Annotated in this window: 15 protein-coding genes; 5 read left to right on the top strand and 10 right to left on the bottom strand. The window is 40.2% G+C overall.

From position 1 onward, the window contains the following. Positions 1 to 236: 236 nt before the first annotated feature. The gene (locus tag G586_RS0104635) at positions 237 to 1907 is read left to right on the top strand and encodes a putative bifunctional diguanylate cyclase/phosphodiesterase (RefSeq protein ID WP_026526786.1); all 1671 of its coding nucleotides are present in this window, start codon (positions 237 to 239) and stop codon (positions 1905 to 1907) included. A gap of 90 nt (positions 1908 to 1997) precedes the next feature. On the opposite strand, the gene G586_RS0104630 is transcribed toward G586_RS0104635, so the two are convergent. Beyond that, on the bottom strand, positions 1998 to 2945 hold the full coding sequence (locus G586_RS0104630) for a phospho-N-acetylmuramoyl-pentapeptide-transferase (protein ID WP_051204528.1): 948 nt from the start codon (positions 2943 to 2945) through the stop codon (positions 1998 to 2000). A 152-nt stretch (positions 2946 to 3097) separates the two neighbouring features. Between G586_RS0104630 and G586_RS0104625 the strand changes: the two genes are divergently transcribed. Together G586_RS0104625 and G586_RS0104620 are read left to right on the top strand one after the other, a co-directional pair. Further along, the gene (locus G586_RS0104625; protein WP_026526784.1) at positions 3098 to 4180 is read left to right on the top strand and encodes a GGDEF domain-containing protein; all 1083 of its coding nucleotides are present in this window, start codon (positions 3098 to 3100) and stop codon (positions 4178 to 4180) included. Between the two features lie 101 nt (positions 4181 to 4281). Further along, positions 4282 to 5457: a DUF3048 domain-containing protein gene (locus tag G586_RS0104620; RefSeq protein ID WP_026526783.1), complete on the top strand. Its 1176-nt coding sequence runs from the start codon at positions 4282 to 4284 to the stop codon at positions 5455 to 5457. A gap of 39 nt (positions 5458 to 5496) precedes the next feature. On the opposite strand, the gene G586_RS0104615 is transcribed toward G586_RS0104620, so the two are convergent. Next, entirely contained in the window at positions 5497 to 7383 is a 1887-nt protein-coding gene (locus tag G586_RS0104615) for a putative bifunctional diguanylate cyclase/phosphodiesterase (protein WP_026526782.1), read from the bottom strand. A 198-nt stretch (positions 7384 to 7581) separates the two neighbouring features. On the opposite strand from G586_RS0104615, the gene G586_RS0104610 reads away from it, so the two are divergent. Both G586_RS0104610 and G586_RS0104605 read left to right on the top strand, forming a co-directional pair. Continuing rightward, entirely contained in the window at positions 7582 to 8298 is a 717-nt protein-coding gene (locus G586_RS0104610) for an ABC transporter ATP-binding protein (RefSeq protein ID WP_026526781.1), read from the top strand. 25 nt (positions 8299 to 8323) lie between these two features. Then, the gene (locus G586_RS0104605; RefSeq protein ID WP_026526780.1) at positions 8324 to 11008 is read left to right on the top strand and encodes an ABC transporter permease; all 2685 of its coding nucleotides are present in this window, start codon (positions 8324 to 8326) and stop codon (positions 11006 to 11008) included. 53 nt (positions 11009 to 11061) lie between these two features. On the opposite strand, the gene G586_RS0104600 is transcribed toward G586_RS0104605, so the two are convergent. From G586_RS0104600 to G586_RS0104565, 8 genes are all read right to left on the bottom strand, one after another. Continuing rightward, complete coding sequence (locus tag G586_RS0104600) at positions 11062 to 12054, bottom strand: ABC transporter ATP-binding protein (RefSeq protein WP_026526779.1); 993 nt, start codon at positions 12052 to 12054, stop codon at positions 11062 to 11064. Next, complete coding sequence (locus G586_RS0104595; protein WP_026526778.1) at positions 12054 to 13217, bottom strand: ABC transporter ATP-binding protein; 1164 nt, start codon at positions 13215 to 13217, stop codon at positions 12054 to 12056. The genes G586_RS0104600 and G586_RS0104595 overlap by 1 nt, the downstream gene beginning before the upstream one ends. Before the next feature lie 11 nt (positions 13218 to 13228). After that, positions 13229 to 14968, bottom strand: a complete 1740-nt coding sequence (locus G586_RS25520; protein WP_081674188.1) for an ABC transporter permease — start codon at positions 14966 to 14968, stop codon at positions 13229 to 13231. Between the two features lie 18 nt (positions 14969 to 14986). Continuing rightward, positions 14987 to 15973 carry an ABC transporter permease gene (locus G586_RS0104585; protein ID WP_026526776.1) on the bottom strand — a complete coding sequence of 329 codons (987 nt, stop codon included), beginning with the start codon at positions 15971 to 15973 and terminating at the stop codon, positions 14987 to 14989. Between the two features lie 255 nt (positions 15974 to 16228). Continuing rightward, positions 16229 to 18685, bottom strand: a complete 2457-nt coding sequence (locus tag G586_RS21755) for an ABC transporter substrate-binding protein (protein ID WP_051204526.1) — start codon at positions 18683 to 18685, stop codon at positions 16229 to 16231. A gap of 161 nt (positions 18686 to 18846) precedes the next feature. Next, the gene (locus G586_RS0104575; protein ID WP_026526775.1) at positions 18847 to 19407 is read right to left on the bottom strand and encodes a hypothetical protein; all 561 of its coding nucleotides are present in this window, start codon (positions 19405 to 19407) and stop codon (positions 18847 to 18849) included. Between the two features lie 243 nt (positions 19408 to 19650). Continuing rightward, positions 19651 to 21213 (bottom strand): WecB/TagA/CpsF family glycosyltransferase, encoded by a 1563-nt coding sequence (locus G586_RS26910; RefSeq protein ID WP_242831971.1) that lies wholly within the window; start codon positions 21211 to 21213, stop codon positions 19651 to 19653. A 39-nt stretch (positions 21214 to 21252) separates the two neighbouring features. Then, entirely contained in the window at positions 21253 to 22536 is a 1284-nt protein-coding gene (locus G586_RS0104565; protein ID WP_026526773.1) for a DegT/DnrJ/EryC1/StrS family aminotransferase, read from the bottom strand. Between the last annotated feature and the right edge of the window lie 5 nt (positions 22537 to 22541).

Here is a 22541-nt window from a genome sequence, read left to right as displayed (position 1 = left end):
TTTTGTTGCAATATTGAGCTATTCAATAAGAAAATATGAAACTCGTGATACTACATCATTGTATCAAGTTTTATGCAGTTTGTGTTATAGCACATTGCCGAATATTTCTATATAAATTGTGTAATTTGACGGATAATTAAAACTAATATTAAAAGCGATATAAATTCACTTGTACTTAGCATCTTTTTATAGCAAAATAAAAATAGTCACCGCAACAATTTTTTGAGTGGTAATTCATGGATAATAATATTCTCGATAAATTCGTTCAGATACTTTCCGCTACGGAAAACACCATGGAGGCAGCATACAATGCCTTTTCTTTGTTTGCCTTGGATCTTGGAATTTCCAGAATAACACTGGACATGAATATCCCGGAAACCAGACAGACTCCTACTGGTGAAGTCAGACACATCACTGTTTATCAGGGTGAGATGCTCTCTGATGAAGAGCCCGAAATTGTCTGGCTCGAGGAATCCCAACACACTTTTGAAAATGGTACAATCACTGCCCATGTATATGGTTCTGTTGAAACCAACTGGAGTCCTGATGAGAGACAGCTGATTCTATCTGCCATACGAATATTTCTCATGCATGTTGGAAGGTTCAGGCTTGTCGAGCTCGTTCAAAAAAGTGCACTTACTCAGTATTTAACAGGTCTGCCTAATTCAGGCGGTTTCCTTTCCTTTGCAACGCAAAAAATCATCGCAGGTGAAATCACCAAATACAACTCCTATTATTTTAATTTAAAGGGCTTTGGACTGATAAACAGGCGTTTTGGAACCGATGAGACAGATAATATTATTCGCAGATATGCAAGAACGCTTTTAGAATTCTGTAAAGAGGACGAAGTAATAGGTCATCTCGGTGGCGACAACTTTGTTGCACTTATCAGAAAAGAGCGCACGGGAGATTTCCTTAACCTACTTCAGAAGACCCCTGTTTTCGGCATAAGGGATGGTGAAAAGATCCCGATTACCATAAGCGCCATTGCAGGTGTCTATGACATAGACGAATCCTTGAAAAATCCCGGGCAGATACTTGGTAGAAGTTCCATTGCACTTAGTGTAGCAAGGTCGCTTGCCAATGAGCCGTTCCTGTTTGTCACTAAAGAAATGAGTACTCGGGTTTACCGTGAAAAACAGATTGAGGACAGATTTGAAGACGGACTTTCAAACAATGAATTTAAAGTATTTTATCAGCCTAAAGTTGACACTAAAACCCACACTCTTATAGGTGCCGAAGCTCTTTCACGCTGGCTCTTTAAGGGGGAATATGTTTATCCATCAGAGTTTGTGCCGGTTCTTGAGAGAAACAGTTATTCAATCGGACTTGATATTTACGTCATAGAAGAAGTTTGCAGGACTCTTCGAAGATGGCTGGACATGGGGCTTGATCCTGTGCCTATATCGGTAAACTTTTCCAGAAGTGATCTCACCGATGAGAGACTTGCAGATCAGATTCTTGAAATAATCACCAAGTATGGCATTGATCTGTCTTACATTCAGATAGAGGTTACAGAGACAGCAACGCAGCGCGAAAAAAGCCTTATAACAAACTTCCTTAATAAGCTGGACGGAATGAATATCGCAAGCTCCATCGATGATTTTGGAACAGGCTATTCATCCCTGGGAATACTGCGTGACCTACCGGTATCCACCATTAAAATTGATAAGTCCTTCATTGAAAATGATGTACTCACTCACCGGGACGAAGTCGTATTAAGAAACATCATTAACATGGCAAAGGAACTCGATATTGAAGTAATAACCGAAGGTGTCGAGAGAACAGACCAGATTGAGTTCTTGCAGCGCGTAGGTTGTGACCTGGTCCAGGGATTCTTTTATGACAAACCTCTTGAACTTAGTGAATTTGAAGAACGCCTTAAAAATAAAACCTATGACGTTTAAATAAGCCAAAGAAAATTATTAATAATAAAAGCCGTTGTCATTTTTTTGACAGACGGCTTTTTTCATTATCATCCTTCTACAACTAAATTATTACAACGCAACAAACAGGATAGATAAAATAACCTGCATTATTGTAAATCTGATCACCACCTGGGTATCCGACCATCCCAGATTTTTTCTGACATGATCATGTATAGGTGTCCTTAGATTAGACATAACATTCAGCTTGAAAAATCTTATGAGTGTTATCTTTATAAGTCCCAGGCCCCCATCGATTATCAGCACTAACGATAACAAAAGATATGAAAACGGATGACCAGATTTCATAGCTATCAGTGCTATAAAAAAGCCAAGTGCTCTTGAACCCGCATCCCCCATAAGCATTGAACTCGGGGAACAGTTGAAGTACAGATACGCAAGCAAAACAGCCACAAGAAGCTGTCCTGCCGTTCCAAGGCTTCCAAGATTTTCCGGGAAAATAATAACAAATGACATCACCGTTACAATAACAAGCGATGCACAAAGTCCATCGACACCGTCAGAGCAATTGGTAACATTGATTGCCACCCATATAAGAGCTACTCCAAGAACAAAATAAACCGGGTATGGAATATTGAACTCATATGCCATCAGCTTTACCTTCGTACTGTTTTGTGACAAAAAGGTATACATTGTGGCAACAGAAAGTACGAAATCTATAAGTCCCTTTTTATATTCATTCCACGGCTTCTCGGATGCATCATCCAGATATCCGCTCAGCATGATAAGAAAAAGAAGGCCCAGGTAAATGATAAGCTCAACAGATAGCGGAAGAAACAGAACCGCTACCAGAATAAAATCTATAACAAAAACGATGCCGACTCCTCTAAGCTTGCCCTTCGACAGAGCTCCGTTTATCGCAAACGCCCTACCCTGATCCTGTGGCAGAAATGAAAATTTCATGTTAAGAGTAAGAAAAGTAAGCACAAATGAAACCATCATTCCTATGGCAGCTACCTGATGCTGTGTGAACATACTGAGTAATATCTCATAAAGCATTTTAAAATCTCCTGTTTTTATCTCATTATTCAGAAACTTGTCCGTTTATGATATAATTTTGCTTGGTATGTGTTGTTGTATGCAGATTCAATTCTTTCATAATTATCAGCACTTACCAGTCGTTATCATTATATTATCGAAGGTAGGAACTAATGGCAACTTTTTCTGAAGTGAAAAAATCTCTGGCAAATTATTTAAATCCATATATACACCCTTCCATAAAAGAGGGGCTTTACCGTATAAATCTCAAGTCAACTCGTGATATATCCTTTGCTTTCACCATCATTGAGCTGCTTGCTCTGATCTCATATTTTACATTTTTCAGAAGCGTTCTTTCAGAGCCTGCTGTTGTTCCGAGTGCAATCTATTCAACAGTTGTAAGCGCTATAACTTTTGCTATCGCGCAACATGGACTTAACAATTCAAAACTGCCCTTTAGCTCATACAGACATCTGAGCATTATTTATTATGTCCTTATAATAATATTCGGAATCGTAACTTCTTTTTACCATTACGCTCATGGCAATCAGATGTTTGTTTTCTTTGCCATAATATTCTGTCTGGTAAATTTCTTTCTCTTACCGCCAATAACAAGCATGATCCTCATATGGGGATCCTATATAGTGTTTTATCTTATTTTGTATGCCTATGACGGAGCCAAAACCATAAATCTTTTCAATTACGCACTGTTTGCTATTCTTACAGTAATAGGCTCTTTTAACAAGTATCGTATGCAGGCAACAGAACTTGAGCGTATTCACCGTATAGAGACTATGAACGATATGCTTCAGAACGTTCCTGTACATGACAATGTAACTGATATGAAAAATCGTTATGCCCTTAGAGATGACTTTGATTCTTACCAGAATCATCACATAATCGTCGTAATGCTGGATCTTGATGAATTTTCAAAGGTCAATGATGAATATGGTGTTGAGGCAGGAAATGCAATCCTGAACCAGGTAGGAAGCTATATAAAAACTCACCTTACAGACAGCCATTCCTACCGCTATGGCTCAGATTCATTCCTAATAATCCTTCAGGACATGGAGCTTAGTGATGCTCTTCAAAGGCTTTCCATTTGGGAGCGAAGCATGGCAACCCTTAGAATTCCGGAAATTGACAAGCCCATCCATTATACAAGCGGATATTCACACGGAACCCCAAGAGATGAGGATGAGCTTCGTATGCTTATAGAAGCAGCTGACCGCAAAAGGAGAGACTATTCTTCATAATATTTATTAACTAAATTTTTAAATTTTACTTTTTCCGTAATATCTTTTCTGTTAAAATAATGAGGATGTGTCTTTAACACATTTTAAGGAGGATTTATATTATGAAATTTAATAAGCGTATAGTAAGCTTTGCTCTTACAGCTATGATGCTTACATCAATCGTTGGTTGCGGCGACAAAACAGAAGCACCTGCCAATGAAGCTGAAGAGGGACTTTCCTGGGAAGCAATCGAGGATGAGACACCTGCTGAGGAGCCTGTAGAAGAAACTCCTGCAGAGGAAGAAGCACCTCAGGAGGAAATTGTTTCTGCCGAGATACCCGCAGGCATGTACAGAAGTGAGCTCACAGGTGAACCTATAAGCGAGTCACTTAAGGATCAGCGTCCCATAGCTGTTATGGTCGACAATGAAACTGCTGCTCTTCCTCACTTCGGAACAGCTGAATGCGATGTTGTTTATGAGATGATGAACAGTACACAGAACGGCCGTATCACTCGTCTTATGTGTATGATGAAGGATTGGGGTTCAATCAAACAGCTCGGTTCTATCAGAAGTACCAGACCTACAAACATTATCCTTGCTGCTGAGTGGAACGCAGTACTTTGCCACGATGGTGGTCCCAAGGTTCATATCGATCCCTATCTCAAGAAGGAGTGGGGTACAAACCATTTCTCCGGAACATTCTCACGTGTAGACAATGGTAAGAAGAGAGAGTACACAGAGTATATTCTTGCAGGTGATCTTGAAAACAATTTCTCAGCAAGCAATTTCTCTACAACATATAACGAGTTCACTCCCGATGGAGTAAAAGAAAATCACTTCAATTTCACTCCCTGGGGCAACGAAGTACATCTTGAGAACAAGGGCTATTATAAGTGCCTTGATGCTACAACAATTGACATAGTACCTTTCACACACAACAGCTCAAAACTTGTTTATAACGAGCAGACTCAGGAATACGAGTATTATGATTACGGCAATCCTCACAAGGATGGCGAAGATGGCGAAGTTCTTTCATTTAAGAATGTAATTCTTCAGAAGTGCACATTTAACCAGCTTGATGATCACGGTTATCTTATTTATAACTGTATCGATATCAACCAGCCAGGTTACTACTGCACAAACGGTAAGGCAACTGATATCGTTTGGACAAAAACAGGTGAACTTGTAAAAACTCAGTACTTTGATTCACAGGCTAACGAGCTTGAGATCAATAATGGTAAAACTTACATCGCACTTGTTCCCGCAGATACTTGGGATCAGCTCGTAATCCAGTAAACAGACATAGAAAAGGCGTCGCAATCAAAGCGGCGCCTTTTATTTTATCAATTCTCTGAAATCATCAGCCGGTACAGGTCTTGAAAAATAATAGCCCTGTATCATCTCACAGCCTATGGATTTAAGATATTCATACTGTTCTTCTGTTTCCACTCCCTCTACCACTATAGGCATATCCAGCTTTTTAGTCATATCAACTATTGTATTGATAACTATTTTTCCCTTTTCGGATGATTCAATTCCATCCATAAACTTCATGTCTGCCTTAAGGATATCAACGTGAGCGTCCTTGAAAGTATTAAAGCTAGAATACCCACTTCCAAAGTCATCCATTAGAATCCTGAAACCAACCTCTTTAAGAACATCTACAGTCCCAAAGAATTTCTGGTTATCTGCCACAAAAGCACTTTCGGTAATCTCAAGTTTAATATCCAACGGAGACAGGTGATACTTTTTAATTAGGTCCAGCATTATTTCATACAGATTTTCCATCTGCAGATCTCTTCTTGAAATATTAACTGAAATAGGCGGAACCAATATCCCTTCTTTTCTCCAATCCGCTATCTGCTTACATACAGATTCCCACATGTAAACATCCAGCTTATTGATGAAACCATTCCTCTCAAATATAGGAATAAAATCACCGGGACTTATCAGTCCATATTGCTTGTCTTTCCATCTTATCAGCGCCTCAGCACTGCATATTTTCTTCGTCTTGGCATCATAGATTGGTTGAAAATACGGGACAAAATCACGTTCATGTATCGCCCTGTCACAGTTGTGGAGCATATATGCCTGCATTTCAAATGAGTGCTCGAGCTGTTCATCAAAAATCTTTTCATGTTTATCATACTCATAGCGGATAGAATCCATCGCAAAACGGGCTCTGTCGCACATGAGAATAGGATTCATCGTTCTATCCTTGATGGGATAAACGCCTGAATAGAGAGAAAGATTATAATCCATATCCTCTCCGGGATACATATCATCAAGCTTCAAAATTCCCTGAAGCATCCAATAAGACCCTTCCGGAAAAAGTCCGACAAAATTGTCCTCGCCAAGATATGCCAGTTCAACTTCCCAGGAAAAGCTCTGCCTCATCGCTATGGCTACACGCCTTAGGATATCATCGCCTCTTTCAAAGCCAAAACGTTCATTTACATCCTGAAAGTCTCTGATATCCAAAAGACAAATCTTATATTCCATATGCGGATTCAGTATCAGATCCTCCTCAACCGCACGTAAAAAAGCCGGCTTTGTATATAGTCCTGTCTTTGGATCAGTAGGATTATCAACAAGATAAAGCATTACCAGATTAAATGTAACACCGGCTGCAAAAGCAGCTCCCATAAATCCAAAATCCTCAATTTTATGATTTAGGACAAGCATCAAAAAATCCAATAGCACAATAAACGTTATAACCGCAGGTGCATATTTCCCAAGTCTCCTCCTGTGCTTCCATGCAAGCGCAACAGATACTGACGCGTAAAACAGACTTATAAGTGTCGATATAACAATATAAGCTATCCTTTCAACAGAATCAACTCCCTTCACTTCATCAAAAAACACAAAATGATTTATTGGATTAAGCACGAGCAAATAGATAAACTCAAGAATAATTGGAACAAGGGATAATACCGGACTCTTTTCCTGATATCTTACAAGCCCTACAGTGACTTTAAAGGCGCAAAGAAGATAAGTGTTGAGCGCAAGAATAAAAATGGTCACGGTTGCAACATAGAAATAATTGCTATCAAGGCCAAAATATTTATCATAAGTACGAAGAGCCCATACCAAGACGATATATGCAATTGTCACATTTACTTCCAGATTAATCCAGACAATACCTACTGTACGGCTTATACTTCTAGCACGCATAGCAAGAATACCGACCGCAATAATCCCCAGACTAAGTATTGTGATCATAATCGACTCCCTGCGCATTCTTATCCAATATCAATTATACATGAAATTAGACAGTAGCCTCTATCCTATCTGTTTTTTCAGAATTTATTTATAACTATTTAACATTCTAACTCATTACTTAAAATTTATTGACTTCACATTATGCTATATTATTCTTGAGGTATTACTTTTTCTGTAATCGTAGGCCACGGAGATACTATGTCAGAAGATAAAAAGGTAATCATATCCCTAAAGGATGTAACTAGAGAATTTAATACCGGTGATGGTAAGCTTGAAGCTCTTAAGGCTATTTCCCTTGATATTTATGAAGGAGAATTTGTTGCTATTCTTGGCGAGAGCGGTTGCGGAAAAACAACCATCCTGAACATAATGGGCGGTATGGATCACCTGACAAACGGCACTATGTTTCTCGATGGAAAGGATTTCTCCCACCCCTCCCCGGATGAACTAACTGCTTACAGGAGAAACTATATTGGCTTTGTTTTTCAGGATTATCATCTTATGCCTAATCTCACAGCACTTGAAAATGTGACATTCGTTGCAGAACTGATTCCTGATTCAATGCCTCCTGAAGAAGCCATTGAAATGGTTGGATTATCTGAAAGAAAAAACAACTATCCATCGCAAATGAGCGGAGGGCAGCAGCAGCGTGTATCCATCGCCAGGGCAGTATGCAAGCGCCCTCGTCTTATTCTTGCAGATGAACCTACAGCAGCTCTCGACTTCACTACCAGCATTGAAGTATTGCAGGTTTTTGAAAATATCGTAAAACAAAACAAGACTACTGTTGTCATGGTTACTCACAATAATGAGATTTCAAAAATGGCAAACCGAGTCATCAGAATAAAAGATGGCCAGATAGCTGAGATAATTGAGAACCATTCTCCAAGCTCGGCTACTGATCTCTCCTGGTAACCACTGATCCTTTTTGGTGATGCTCATGAAAAAAACCCAGCTCAAGGATGCTCTTAGAAACATCAAAAAGCAGCTTGTTTCATGGCTGTCCATCATTGTTATTTCCTCATTTGCCGTAGCCGCATATCTGGGGCTTACTTACTCTGCCTACGGTCTTTCTACCGCTGGGAAAAATCTCTATGAATCCACGAATTTCAGAGATATTCAGATTTCTTCCAATTGTATGCTCTCTGAGGATGATCTAAACGCAATCAAAGCCGTTCCCGGTATAACTGACGTTGAAGGTGTTTACAGAATAAACGCAAAAATCGATGCCGGAGCCAATACTCAAAATGTTTATGTCACATCCGTTCCCTTTAGAATCGGTATTCCCATCATCAGCGAGGGAACATTACCTTCTGCTCAAAATGAATGTATGCTGGAAGAGAATCTTGCCCAAAAACTGGGGATTACATTGGGAGATGAATTAAGTCTGACCGACGAATACGCTGAAGATATTCCTGAACTTACAGATTCAGAATTCATAATAACCGGCATCTTCACCCACGCAGAACACTCAACCTTTGATATGGACGAGACTTACTGCGTCCTTGTCACAAAAGATGCCTTCGACATGGAAAAATTGGATAATTGCTACACTCTCGCCGAAGTCACCTTTGATCATTCAGCATATTCTGACATTTTTGGGCAGCCCTACTTTGATGCTGTAGCTGAATATGTAGATGCTCTGGAGGAACTGGGTAAAGAACGCGCCGGAGAAAGATATGCTGCTCATCTTTCTTTTTTGCAAGACCAGATTGATGACAGTAAAAAGGAGCTATCCTCCGCAGAGGGAGAACTAAGACTGGCAGGTCGTATGGTCAAATCTATGGACAGCAAGACCGGCGTTGTAATGTCAGATCTCTCCAACATGCTATCGGTTTTCATTTCAGAAGAGCCCTCTGAATACAGAACCCCTGATGAACAGATTAGTAATTACGAGGATGCCAAACGCTCTTATGATCATGCGATAAAGCGTGTTGATGATACGTGCAAGCGTTATGAAAAGATGAAAAGTAAAGGTCAATGCGACTGGTATGTATTTAACCGCAACGCCAGTGCTGATTACTCAAATCTAAAAAACAACGCAGAGAATCTGCATAGCCTTAACAAAACCTTTGCTGTTTTATTTGTAGTTATCGCCATAATGGTCATATTTGCCTCTTTATCAAGAATGGTTTACGAGCAAAAAACTCAGATTGGTGTTTCAAAGGCTCTTGGCATGTTTGCACCTGAAGTATTTTCGAAATACCTTATATTTGGTTTGTCATCCTCCATACTTGGCATTGCTGTAGGAATCATTCTATCATATACAGCATTAGAATGGGTTATCGGTCTCGGGTATGCTGATCACTTCATTTTTGGTGCATTTCCTTATGTTATCAGCCCTATCCCTACAATTGTAACTATCGTCCTTGCGATAATCGTTGCACTTACCTCTATTTACTTTTCATGCTCAGAACTCCTTAAAAAGTCAGCCAAAAAGCTTCTCGCGCCTCAGGCTCCCGATAAGGAGGCTGCAAAGCTGCGAAATAATCCTCTTCTTAAAAGCCTTTCTCTTTACAATAGAATGATCATCCTGAATATGCGCACTGATATCGTAAGGATTCTTGTCACTATCATCAGCATTTCAGGCTGTTGCGCTCTGATTGTTATTGGCTTTTCACTTCGTTTTAACATAATAGGTACCATAAACCAACAGGTAGACAAATACATGCTTTATGACGGCAAAATTGTCATGAACACTAACCTTTATGAAAACGCATTAAAAGAAGTATCCGATGCGCTTTCATCAAACGGTATCTCCTACGTTTCAATTCTAAGTAAAAATGGAAGCGTACAGATTGATGATACAATGGAATTTACAGAGTTTATAATCACTGATGATTTCGAGAGCCTACATAAGTTCAGACCACTGCCTGATCAGGATATTGATTCTCTAAAAAACGGCCTTGTCATAACCAATAAACTGGCGGAAATTTATTCTCTAAAGCCCGGTGACGACATAACACTTATGGATGACCTCGGTTATAAACACCCGGTAACCGTAAGCGGTATTATGGATAATAACATCGGTCGTTTTACAGTAATATCAAAAGAATACTATGAGAAAACATTAAATGACACCTATAAAGACAACGCATTCTTAATAAAACTTCCAAAGGACATGGATACGGATGCCCCAGAGGCCCTTATTAGCAGCCTCAAAGACATTGAAGGCTTTGAATCCTACAAACCTTCATCTGAAGTTATAGCAACCTTTGAAAGCCTTGTGATGGTCCTTAATCTCATTATTGGTCTGCTAGTCGTCCTGGCAGGTGTTATGGCTCTGTTCGTCCTTCTTAACCTGGCTAACATGTATCTTATTTCTAAAAAGACAGAACTGACAGTTATGAGAATAAATGGTTTTACAGAAAAAGAAACCATAGGCTTCTGTGTAAGAGAAGTCTACTTCACAACAGTTATCGGTATAATACTTGGTATCTTTTTTGGAGTTATAATGGTTCATTCCATACTAAAAAGCATGGAACAAATCCATCTTGCCTTTATTCTATCGCCGAACATTCCTTCCTGCATATTCGGAGCAATGATCACAGCAATATTTGTATTTGTTATTTATGCAAAAGCCATGAATGGTGTAAAAGATTTAAACCTTCGAGATATAAAGTAAAAAATGTTTTGCTTACAAAAAACTCCGACCAAATTGGCCGGAGTTTTAAAATATTATTTATCATAAAGATGACATCTTACAACATGTCCATTGCCCATATCCTTTGCCTTGGGCTCCTGCTCCTTACAGATACCCATGCAATGAGGACATCTTGTATGGAACTTACATCCCTTAGGCGGATTAGCGGGTGAAGGAATATCTCCCTCAAGGAGAACTCTCTCCTTCTTGATATCCGGATCAGGCATAGGAATAGCACTGAAAAGTGCCTTTGTATACGGATGAAGCGGATTAGCAAAAATATCATCTGTAGCACCTGTCTCTACAAGGTTACCAAGATACATAACACCTACAAAATCTGAGATATGCTCAACAACCGAAAGGTCATGAGAAATAAACAGATATGTAAGGTTATTCTTCTCCTGAAGATCCTTAAGAAGATTTATGATCTGTGCCTGAATTGAAACATCAAGCGCAGATACAGGCTCATCACAAACAACAAATTCAGGCTTTACAGCAAGTGCTCTTGCTATACAGATACGCTGTCTCTGTCCACCGGAAAACTCATGAGGATAACGATCCTTATGGTATTCCTGAAGACCACACTCTTTCATAACTTCAGTAATGTAGTCATTAAACTCAGCCTTAGGCACAAGATTATGCTCACGCACAGCCTCTCCGATAATCTCACCGATAGGAAGACGGGGAGAAAGTGAAGAGTACGGATCCTGGAAAATAATCTGCATCTTAGTACGAAGCTCACGAAGCTGCTTCTTGTTATATGTGCTGATATCCTGACCGTTGAAAATGATCTCTCCCTCAGTCTTCTCAAGAAGTCTGAGAATAGTTCTTCCTGTTGTTGACTTACCACAGCCTGACTCTCCTACAAGTCCCATGGTTGTTCCACGCGGAATTGAAAATGTTACATCATCAACAGCCTTAACATTTCCGGTAACACCGCCAAAGAAACCTCCCTTAATAGGGAAATACTTTTTGAGGTGCCTTACTTCAAGAATGTTTTCCTTAATTTCATTGGTTTTTTCACTCATTAGTTTGCACCTCCTTCCTCATTTTTTGCATCGCCAATTACCTGTTCACATCTGTAGCAGCTTACTTCATGAGTAGGTGATACCTTGTAAACACCGGGATATTTTCCAGAGCACTTCTCTACGCACATCTCACATCTATCCTTAAAATAGCAGTAATCAGGCATATCAATAGGATTAGGTACGTTTCCGGGAATACTGTAGAGCTTGTCTACATGCTTACCAACAACGGGCTTAGAATTCATAAGTCCAATTGTGTAAGGATGTCTGGGATCCTTGAAGATCTCTCTTGCAGTACCTTTTTCAACAACACGTCCTGCGTACATAACAACAACGTAATCAGCCATCTCTGCGACAACACCAAGGTCGTGAGTAATGAGCATGATTGAACTGTTGATCTTGTCCTTAAGGTTTCTTAAAAGATCAAGAATCTGAGCCTGAATAGTAACATCAAGTGCAGTTGTAGGCTCATCGGCAATGATAAGCTTGGGATCACATGCAAGCGCCATAGCGATCATAATACGCTGACGCATACCACCTGAAAGCTCGTGAGGATACATCTGGTATACACCCTCTTTGTTTGCAATACCAACCATCTGAAGCATCTCGATTGTTCTTGCTTTAACCTGTTCAGGTGTCATTTCAGGGTTGTGAAGTGAAATAACCTCATCAACCTGATCACCAATTCTGAAAACCGGATTCAGTGATGTCATTGGCTCCTGGAAGATCATTGACATCTTGTTACCACGAAGCTTCTGCATTACGGAAGCCGGGGCATTAACAACATTTATTGTTCTATTACCATCGTTAAAACGAATCTGACCTTCAACAGTCTGTCCTGCAGGTCTCTGAACAAGCTGCATGAGTGAGAGACTGGTAACGGATTTACCACAACCTGACTCACCAACTATTCCTACTGTCTTACCCTGGGGTACCTCAAATGATACTCCGTCAACAGCCTTAACAGTTCCTATATCTGTGAAGAAATATGTGTGTACGTTATCAAACTCTACACAGTTATCAGGATTCTTCATTGATGTAACATACTCAATCTCGGGAATATGTTTTCTATTTCTCTTTTTCTCTATCTCGGAAGTAATCTTTCTGTTCTCTCTTGAGATTTTTCTTGACTCCTTAGCCGAGATATAATTTGAATTCTTTGCCATATTATTTCTCCTTACCTCTTCATCTTCGGGTCAAAAGCATCTCTTAAGCCATCACCAATAAAGTTGAACGCAAGAACAGTAAGAAGGATAAGTGTTCCTGCAGGAAGCCATACAAAGAGATAGTTAGTCATGACATATGAATCGTTAACAGCGTTGATGATACTTCCCCATGAAGCAGCAGGATACTTGATACCAAGACCAAGGAAACTGAGTGATGCTTCTGAAAGGATAACCTCACCAAGGCCCATACTTGCAAATACGATGAGCTGAGGTATTACGTTAGGAATAAGGTGCTTGAATATTCTGCGGTATGTGCTGATACCAAGTGCATCTGCAGCTACCATGAATTCCTGTTCACGGAGTGAAAGAATCTGACCTCTTACAATACGGGCGATTCCTACCCATCCGATAACACCCATGATTACACAAAGAAGATATATACGTGCTCTTGGGCTTGCCTGATAGTAGTCCATGATTGAACCAAGAATCAGATAAAGCGGCATAGCCGGAATACAGTAAACTACATCAACAAGTCTCATAAGCAGATTGTCTACCCAGCCTCCAAAGAAACCGGCAACACCACCGATAATCATACCGATAAATACTTCAATAAAGACAACTACAAAACCAATAAGCAGTGAAATTCTGCCACCATACATAAGACGTGCAAGAAGGTCCATACCGTTTGCATCTGTTCCTACAAGATGATCCTTGGAAGGAGCTGCATATGTATCTATTAGTCTTGAATCCTGATACTTTTTGATTGTGTACTGACCTGTCTTTTTCTCAAAACGGTACTCAACCATATTCCCTTCTTCATCGGCATACTCAAAGGAGCCTGAATTTCCTGAGGTTTCAAAAGCTTCAAGCGCTGCAGCCTTATAATCAGGGCTAAGGAAAACTGCTGAATCAATTGCATTGAAGTTCATATTTGAAACAACCGCATATGCATCACCATTCAGCTCAACAAGACCATCACTGATGTTATATGAATTTCCGTCTGCTTCGAATGAATTAGCTTTTGTTGCTACCGCAACAAGTGAATTGCGATAAAAATCGTAACTAAAATTAGTTTCCTTGCTGTAGCCTGTAAATGATCTCTTACTTGCAACTGCGATTTCTGTAGCCTCATAGACGTCCGCCTTGAAGTCCTCGCCGTTGAACATGTAAATCTTTCCATCCTGCTCAAAATCATTTCTTCCTGCTTTTACAGCTGAATCAAACTCTTTATTTCCCTTAAGGAAAAGCTGAGTGGGCTCAAGTGCATACACCAGAAATACATCTGAATCCTCAGCAGCAGGAATAAGACCAAGCATCTCACCGCCACGTGTCTCAAAAACATATTTCTTCTTTGATACCGCAATAAGAGCTTTTGAATTAATATCTGAAGGAAGCTCAACTCCATCGGCTGTCTGGAACTGGAACTGATCAATTTCAGTAGCTCCTGCAAAATCCTTCATTACCAGCTCAGTCTTATAGAATACCTGACTCTCTGAATATGGATAGAGTGCGCCACCAACAAAAGTAAACAGGAACATGGCTACTATAATAAACATACCAACTATAGCAAGTCTGTTTCTAAGGAATCTCTTAAGGACCATCATTCCCGGAGAGAGGACACGGACTCTGTTAGCATCATCGAGATGCATTTCTAATTTAAATTCTACTTCTATGCCTTTTCCGTCTTTTTCATCTTTAGCTGCTTCGTCATTTACTACTTCAGCTATATTTTCTTTTCTTTCTTCTGACATTTCATCCTCCTCCTTTCCTTAGTTTACTCTTACTCTGGGATCAACTACTGCATAAAGAATATCTGCAATAAGATTTCCAAGTAAAATAAGTACTGCCATAAATACCATGTAGAACATAACAAAAGGTATATCACCCTGTACTACACACTGGTATGATGTATATCCGATACCGGGAATCTGGAACAATGTCTCTGTGATCATAGCACCTGAGAAAAGTCCCGGAAGTGATCCACCAAGAAGTGTTACTATCGGAATAAGTGTATTTCTGAAGGCATGATGATTAACCACTCTGTCCTCAGAAAGACCTTTAGCTCTTGCTGTACGGATGTAATCCGCATTCAAAACCTCAAGCATGTTTGTTCTTGTGTAACGCATCAATGAACCAACACTTACAACAGTCAGCGTAATAACCGGCATGATCATATGTCTGGCCATATCAAGTATCTTACCCACTGAAGTATAAGATTCATGATATCTGCCAACTATTCCATACAGATCAAGCCATCCAAGCTTAACTGATAAAACATATTTCAAAATCGTCGCAAAGAAAAAGCTCGGAAGCGAAATTCCGATAAGTGCGATAACCGTTACGGTATAGTCTGTTGCAGAGTACTGTTTTCTTGCAGCAGCAACACCGGCAGGTATTGCGATTATAATCTCCAAAATAAAAGTTACAAGTCCAAGTGCAAATGAATACCAGATAACACTCGCAAACTTCTTAAGAACAGGTTGATTCCAAAACCATGAATCACCAAAATCAAGTCTGGCCGCTCTTGACGCCCACTTGAAATATCCCTGGATTACCCCCGTGTCCAAGCCATATTGTGCATTGAGCTGTTCCACCCACTCAGAGTAGCTCTTAGCACCGGGCTTTGTTGACAAAGCCATTGCCTGCTGTTCAACGTATGATGTAGGCATACATCTCATGATTGTATAAATAATCATAGATACGAAAAACAGTAATACTACTGATATGAGTAGACGTTTTAGTATGAACTTCTTCATTGTTGTCTATACTCCTTCTATTGTTAAATATCTTCTACCTGTAAATTTTTCGCATTCCTCGGGGAGTAATGCAATCTATATAAAAATTTCGCTATGCGAAACATATTTTTCGAAATCAGCTTTTTTCTATATAAATTGAAAAGTCAATTCTCTGTCAGTTTAAAGTCATGAAGTATTCCACAACATAACATGTCCGTGGAAGCCATATAGGCCCCCACGGACAAAGTTACGTGCATTTCAATTTTAAAACACGAATTACTTAGTCATAAGCTTCTCAATTCCATCGTGAGCACTTGTGCTTGCAAAGAAGTGGAAGTATGTTGTCTGATCCTGAAGCATTTCAGAATTATCAACATCAACACGCTCTACAGAGTAGATAGAGCACTGCTGTCTCTGATAAACCGGAATTTCAACTGCATAATCAACGATATAATCAAGAGCTTCTTTATAAATTGCTTTACGAACTGACTGATCAGTTGTTGAACGAGCTTCAACTACAAGGTCATCAAGTTCCTTCTGGTTGATTCTGTACATGTATGCAGAACCACCTTCTGAGTGATAAATCTGATACATATCAGGATCGATTGATGAGCCCCATGCTGCACACCAGATCTCTGCTGTGCCACCTTCAGTTGCTGACCAGAGAACTGAAGAATCTGAAAGGTCATTGATAATAAGGTCAAAGCCAATTTTTGCAAGGTCTTCCTTAGCTGCTGTAAGGATACCGAATGAAGGGTGATCACCTGAACCATCTGCAGGAATCATAGCCTCGTATGAAAGCTTAGCACCTGCAGGAGCTGCAGTAAGCTTACCATCTTCTACTGTATAACCAGCCTTCTCAAAGAAGCCAAGTGCTGCCTGAAGAGCTGCATCATACTTCTCATCCTCACTCATGCCATCTGTATAGATGTCGTTTCCATCAGCATCAACAGAGAAAGCAACCTTGTAATCAGGGTCTGAAGCCTGAGGTGCTGCCCATGATGTGTTAGAAATAGGATAGTTAATAACATTAGCTGCATCGCCATAGTAAGAATCAATAACAACATCACGGTGTACAGCAAGAACAGTTGCTATAGCCTTACGGAGAGCCTTTGACTCATCACTTGAAGGATCGTCGCCAACCTTAACGTTCTCAGAGTTCATTCCAATGTAACCATAACCATTGTTATCAACAAGTGATGTAGCAATCTTATCACCTATAAGCTCACCATTTGAGTTGTCACCTGCAATCTGCTCAAGTGTTGACTTATTTGCTGAAGGCTCAGCAACATCAATTGTACCCTGAACGACAGCGGGTTCAGCATCAGCCTGCTGAGTAACCTTCATCTGAACGTCCTTTATGATAGGAGCGCCAAGATAATAGCTATCATTTGCTGTGAAGTAAACAATCTTGTTCTCATACTTCTGGAATACATAAGGGCCAGCTCCAAGAGGCTCTGTTGTCTTAGCTCTTACAGTTGAAAGATCACCCTTTGAAAATCCGAACTTGTTGTTATCATAATCGTACTCAGCCTTATCACCATAGTAGTGAAGAGGAGCAATCTCTACAGGAAGTGAATAGATAGCTGTTGCATCAAGCTTATCCATATGTACTACCATTGAGTAGTCGCCTGTCTTCTCGATACCTGTGATAGAAGTTGCAGAATCACCTGTCTCGATTGAATTCTTGTAATCATCACTGAGCATATCAAGAATGCCGTCACCAGCCTTCTCAGCATCAGCAGCTGCCATAACGTCTCCATCATATGCAGCAATAATCTCATTCCAGAAATCATCTACTGTAGGAGCCTGGCCACCCTTAACATCGAAAGTAGCACCTGAAGGAGCTGTAAGAACGCCACCCTCTGCTTTACCATAGCCCCAGTTAGCCATAGCATTTGCAATAGGATCCTTTGCAACATCTTCATCTGATGAAACTGCGCCGTTTGCTGTGCAGTAATCAGCGATGTCATTTATAAACTGCTCTTTAGCTGCAGGGAAATCTGTCTCCCAGAACTTCTTCTGCTGGTCTTCTGTGAAGTATGTGAAATCTGTGTTATCCTCACCAGCCTTAACAAGAAGGTTGAAAAGTGTATCAGATCCACTTCTGTAAGCTTCCATACCATTGATAGGAAGTGCATTGAACGATGAAGGTCCATCATAAGAAGGATCTGCAAGTACATACATTGAGAAAATTACATCATCTATAGTGATAGGCTCACCATCTGAGAATGTAAGATCATCACGAAGCTCAAATGCATAATCAACTGTACCATCCTCGTTCTCTGTAACCTCACAGTTTGCGGGTCCCTTGTACTCATAGCTGTTACCATCATATTCCTTGGTCTCACCCTCGATACCGTTCATGATGATCTCACCCATACGATCAACCTTAAGAAGCGGTAAAGAAGTCATCTGCTCAACGTTGATATCATAAGCAGAATTTGCGAAGAAAGGACTGAATTTCTCAGAAAACTCTGACTCACCAATTACAAGGGGAGCACCGCTTCCTGTATTCTCCGTGGTCTCTGTTGCTTCTTCTGTAGATTCAGCCTCAGTAGCGTCAGAACTTTCCTCAGCCGCTTCTGCAGTAGAAGCTTCTGCAGTAGACTCTGTTGTTTCTGCAGAATCAGTTGCAGGCTCATTGCTTGCAGTGTTACCGCCACAACCAACTGCGCTGGCAACCATTGTTCCGGCAAGTCCTAATGCCAGAAATTTGCCTAACTTTTTCATTTTGCCCTCCATTCCGGGGTTTTTCTTCCCCCCAAATATTTATGTGCATCCACTTTAGTGGTTGTCACCAAATATTCCTTCATCAGAAAGTATATAGGACATAAAAAACACTTTCTAATAGACATATCTTATTACTTAATATAACAAGAAGTTATCATCAGTTAATCCAGTTTCTGAACTGAGATTCCGGAAAATTTCCTATTATAGTATCCGGCAAACAAACATGCCACAACAATTACAGGCACATGTAAAACCAGGTATGTCAGTTCACGAACCACATCATACTGACCATGCCTGATAATGAGATATATAACATCACAAATAGCACTTACAACAGCCAGCACAATAACCGCTATACCGCAAAAATGCATGCGACCTACGCCCTTATCATATTGCTCTCTGGTCATCCTTGGAGTTGCTCCTACATATTCCATTATTCCAATAAGGAAGAAAAGCACAGGAAGGAACTGAATAAAATAAGGAAGAACCACCCACAGTGTACGTGAAGATGTCTGATTAACTAATCCCTGAACAATCAGAGAAGCAAACATTCCGACGCCGAACAATATGCAGGGCAGATAGGTCTTCTTTTTTTCAGTTTCATCATAAGGAAGCACATAGATATCCCCTTTATAGAAGAATCTGTCGCGGAACCTCCCTTTTTTATCCACCTCGGGAAAGTGATCATAATCTCCCTTGTATGGATTATTCAGAATACTCATGACCCCAAAATCCTATTTCAGCTTATAGATAGAATAAGCGTTCCAATCTTACACCTCGCAAGTAGGAACGCCGTTGTTCTAAATGTAAGCATTACATTATTAATCAATAAAATATCATAACCGAGATTAAATTATATCAAAAAGTTAAAATAAGTCAAGCACTGACGCACTTTTGTCTTTGTGTGGCGGACACTCTGTCGATTTAAAGTGGCGTCACGGAAACGCGATAAATTTCGCATTTTCTTATTTTCTGAGTACTATTGCTTTCCAAATAAACTTTATATTTGACTCAAAGTATCTCTTGAAAAGACGTTTAGGGTCCTGGAATAGTCTGTAAAGCCATTCCATGCCGATTTTTCTTACCCATCTTGGTGCTCGCTTGATATTTCCGGCAAAGAAATTGAACCCGGCCCCAACACCAAGCATTGCTCCATGAATGCGTCCCTCATGTGCAGCCATCCACTTTTCCTGCTTAGGAGCCCCAAGGCCTATCCATATCAGATCAGCTCCGGAAGCATTGAGCATATCAACTATCTCTTCATCCTCTTCCTTAGTAAGCTCTCTGAACGGCGGAGAATAGAAACCTCTTATATCCATACCGGGAAATCTCTCCAGAAGTTTTTTCTTTAACAGTTCAATAGTTTCCTCAGAAGATCCATAAAAGAAGTGTGAAATTTTGCCATCCATGGTCGCATTGAACATCACTTCCATAAAATCAGGACCTGCAATTCTCTCAGCTTTCACATATCCTGCCTTTTGAATCATATTAACAATGGGCTGTCCATCAGGGAAAGTTAATGCAGAGGAATTCTGAATCTTCATATACTCAGAATCTTCGCTGGCTTCGACTGTAGTATGAACATTACAAAAGCAAATGTATTTTCCATAGAAATTCTTCAGATGCGTTCTGACATATAAAACTGCATTTTCAACGTTGGATACGGCAAAATCAATCCCAAGGACTCTGCAGCGTTTTGCCATTGCAGAAAAATATGTTGCCTGATAATATCCTATTCCCCTTAACAGGTTCTGAGTGATCCACTGCCCGTCCAAAGACAGTCCAAAATATGTATTGATTCCGACATCACCCAGTCTTTTCACTATATCGCTTCTTACAAAGCCCGCTATATCCAGCTTGTCAGGAACGCAAATAAATGCATCTGTACAGCCGGCATCCTTCACGTACTTTATAAGTTCGTTTCTTTTCCTTGCTACCTCATCATCTTCCGATAATCTTAACCCATTCTTCGGATACGCCTCATCAAGACTGTGAACTCCTTCCAGTGAAAACTCCAGTCCAAGATCATTTTGGAGATGTACTCTTGCCGACTCAATATCCTCAGAATACACAAGCGCAGCGAGCTTTCTTCTGTGAATTTCCGGATTGCCGTTCTTGATCAGAACACCTCTGTAGACCATTCGGAATATTAGCACAAAAAGAAAATTGGTAATAACAAGAATTCCCATGGCAATCCTTGATACCCTATTAGTGTTTTTAGTAACCATTAGTACTATCAGTAAAAACACAAACAGGATTGCCTGACTTTTGAACACTTCCACAAAGACTTCAAGCGGATCGCAGTCCTCTATGGGTTTGTAATCCAATCGTCTGCCTCTATATACTGTGACAAGTGTTGCAAACAATATCTCCATAATAAACAGCATGGAGTAAAGGGGAATCATCCAATCCTTTTTGAAATACCAGTTAAAGCGCAGAGTAATCATCAAAACATAAGACAGCGCCAATGAAACCCCATCTACAAATAATAGTATTCTTTTTCTTTTATGTGAGCGTGACAAGCTCATAACAAGCGCCCCTTATCCTTTGTTTATCGAAAAATCCATTTAATTGAAACATCTGTGGATAATATCAATAACTACATCCTGTTCCTGTTCAGTCATTTTTATATCTGAAGGAAGACACAAACCTCTATCAAAAATGTCCATACTGATATCTACAGCATTACCCTCATCAATATATGCATTACTTCTACCGCGAAGTATGCCCTCGATAGTTACAAAGCTATTATTCCTATATATGGGTTGCATATGCATAGGCTTCCATATAGGTCTTGCGTCTGCATTAAAAGCGGCCAGTGTTTCAAAGATTTCTGTCGGACATGATTTACCCGGCTCAGTCTTATAAAGAGCCTTCCTTTCAGATCTGACCTGTTCACACATAGCTTCCCTATCTATCAATAAACAGCTGAGCCAATAGTTGGGCTCTGTGTTCTGCGGGATAGGATTCATTGTAACCGGTAAATCCTTTAATCCTTCTCTATATCTTTCATAAACCTTTTTCTTAAGTGCAATATGCTCATCAAGGTACGGAAGCTGTCCTCTGACAATACCGGCAACAATATTGGACATGCGATAGTTATATCCAAGCTCCTCATGCTGATACCACTGCGCATCCTCTCTTGCCTGTGTGCTGAGCTTTCTCACCTTATGGCAGTCAAATTCTGAATCTGTAAGGAAAAGTCCTCCTGCACTGCCTGTGATTATCTTGTTACCGTTAAAGGAGATAATGCTATAGTCTCCGAATTTCCCTGTCTGTATTCCATTATATGTAGCGCCAAAGGACTCCGCAGCATCTTCAACTATGATTGCTCCGTGTCTGTCTGCTATTTCTCTGATTTCACTTATTTTTCCGGGAGTTCCGTACAGATAAGCCACCACAATTATCTTTACATCAGGAAAAATCTCAAAAGCCTTTTCCAAAGCCTCCGGGCTCATATTCCAGCTATCATATTCCGAATCAATAAAAACTGCTTCTCCGCCTTCATATGCCACAGGGTTAACTGTCGCATCAAAAGTCATGTCTGAGCAGAATACTTTCTGTCCCTGAAGTGTTCCAACATTTGCCGGCTTAGGTCCATACACTCTCTCACCTGCAAGTCTTATGGCAAGATGAAGAGCAGCTGTTCCTGAACTCAGTCCGACAGCATACTTTCTACCTGTTATCTCCGAAGTTATTCTTTCAACTTCGTTAATATTCTCACCAAGAGTGGAAACCCAGTTAGCCTCTATAGCACTGTTTATCCACTTAAGCTCATCGCCATGCATAGTCGGTGAAGCGAGCCATACTCTGTTTTCGAATTTCTTTATACCGTCAAATCTCTTATCCATAATCC

This window comes from Butyrivibrio sp. VCD2006 (genome assembly GCF_000423925.1).
In the GTDB taxonomy this organism is placed as follows: domain Bacteria; phylum Bacillota; class Clostridia; order Lachnospirales; family Lachnospiraceae; genus Butyrivibrio.
This window is presented reverse-complemented; position numbering and strand designations above follow the sequence as displayed.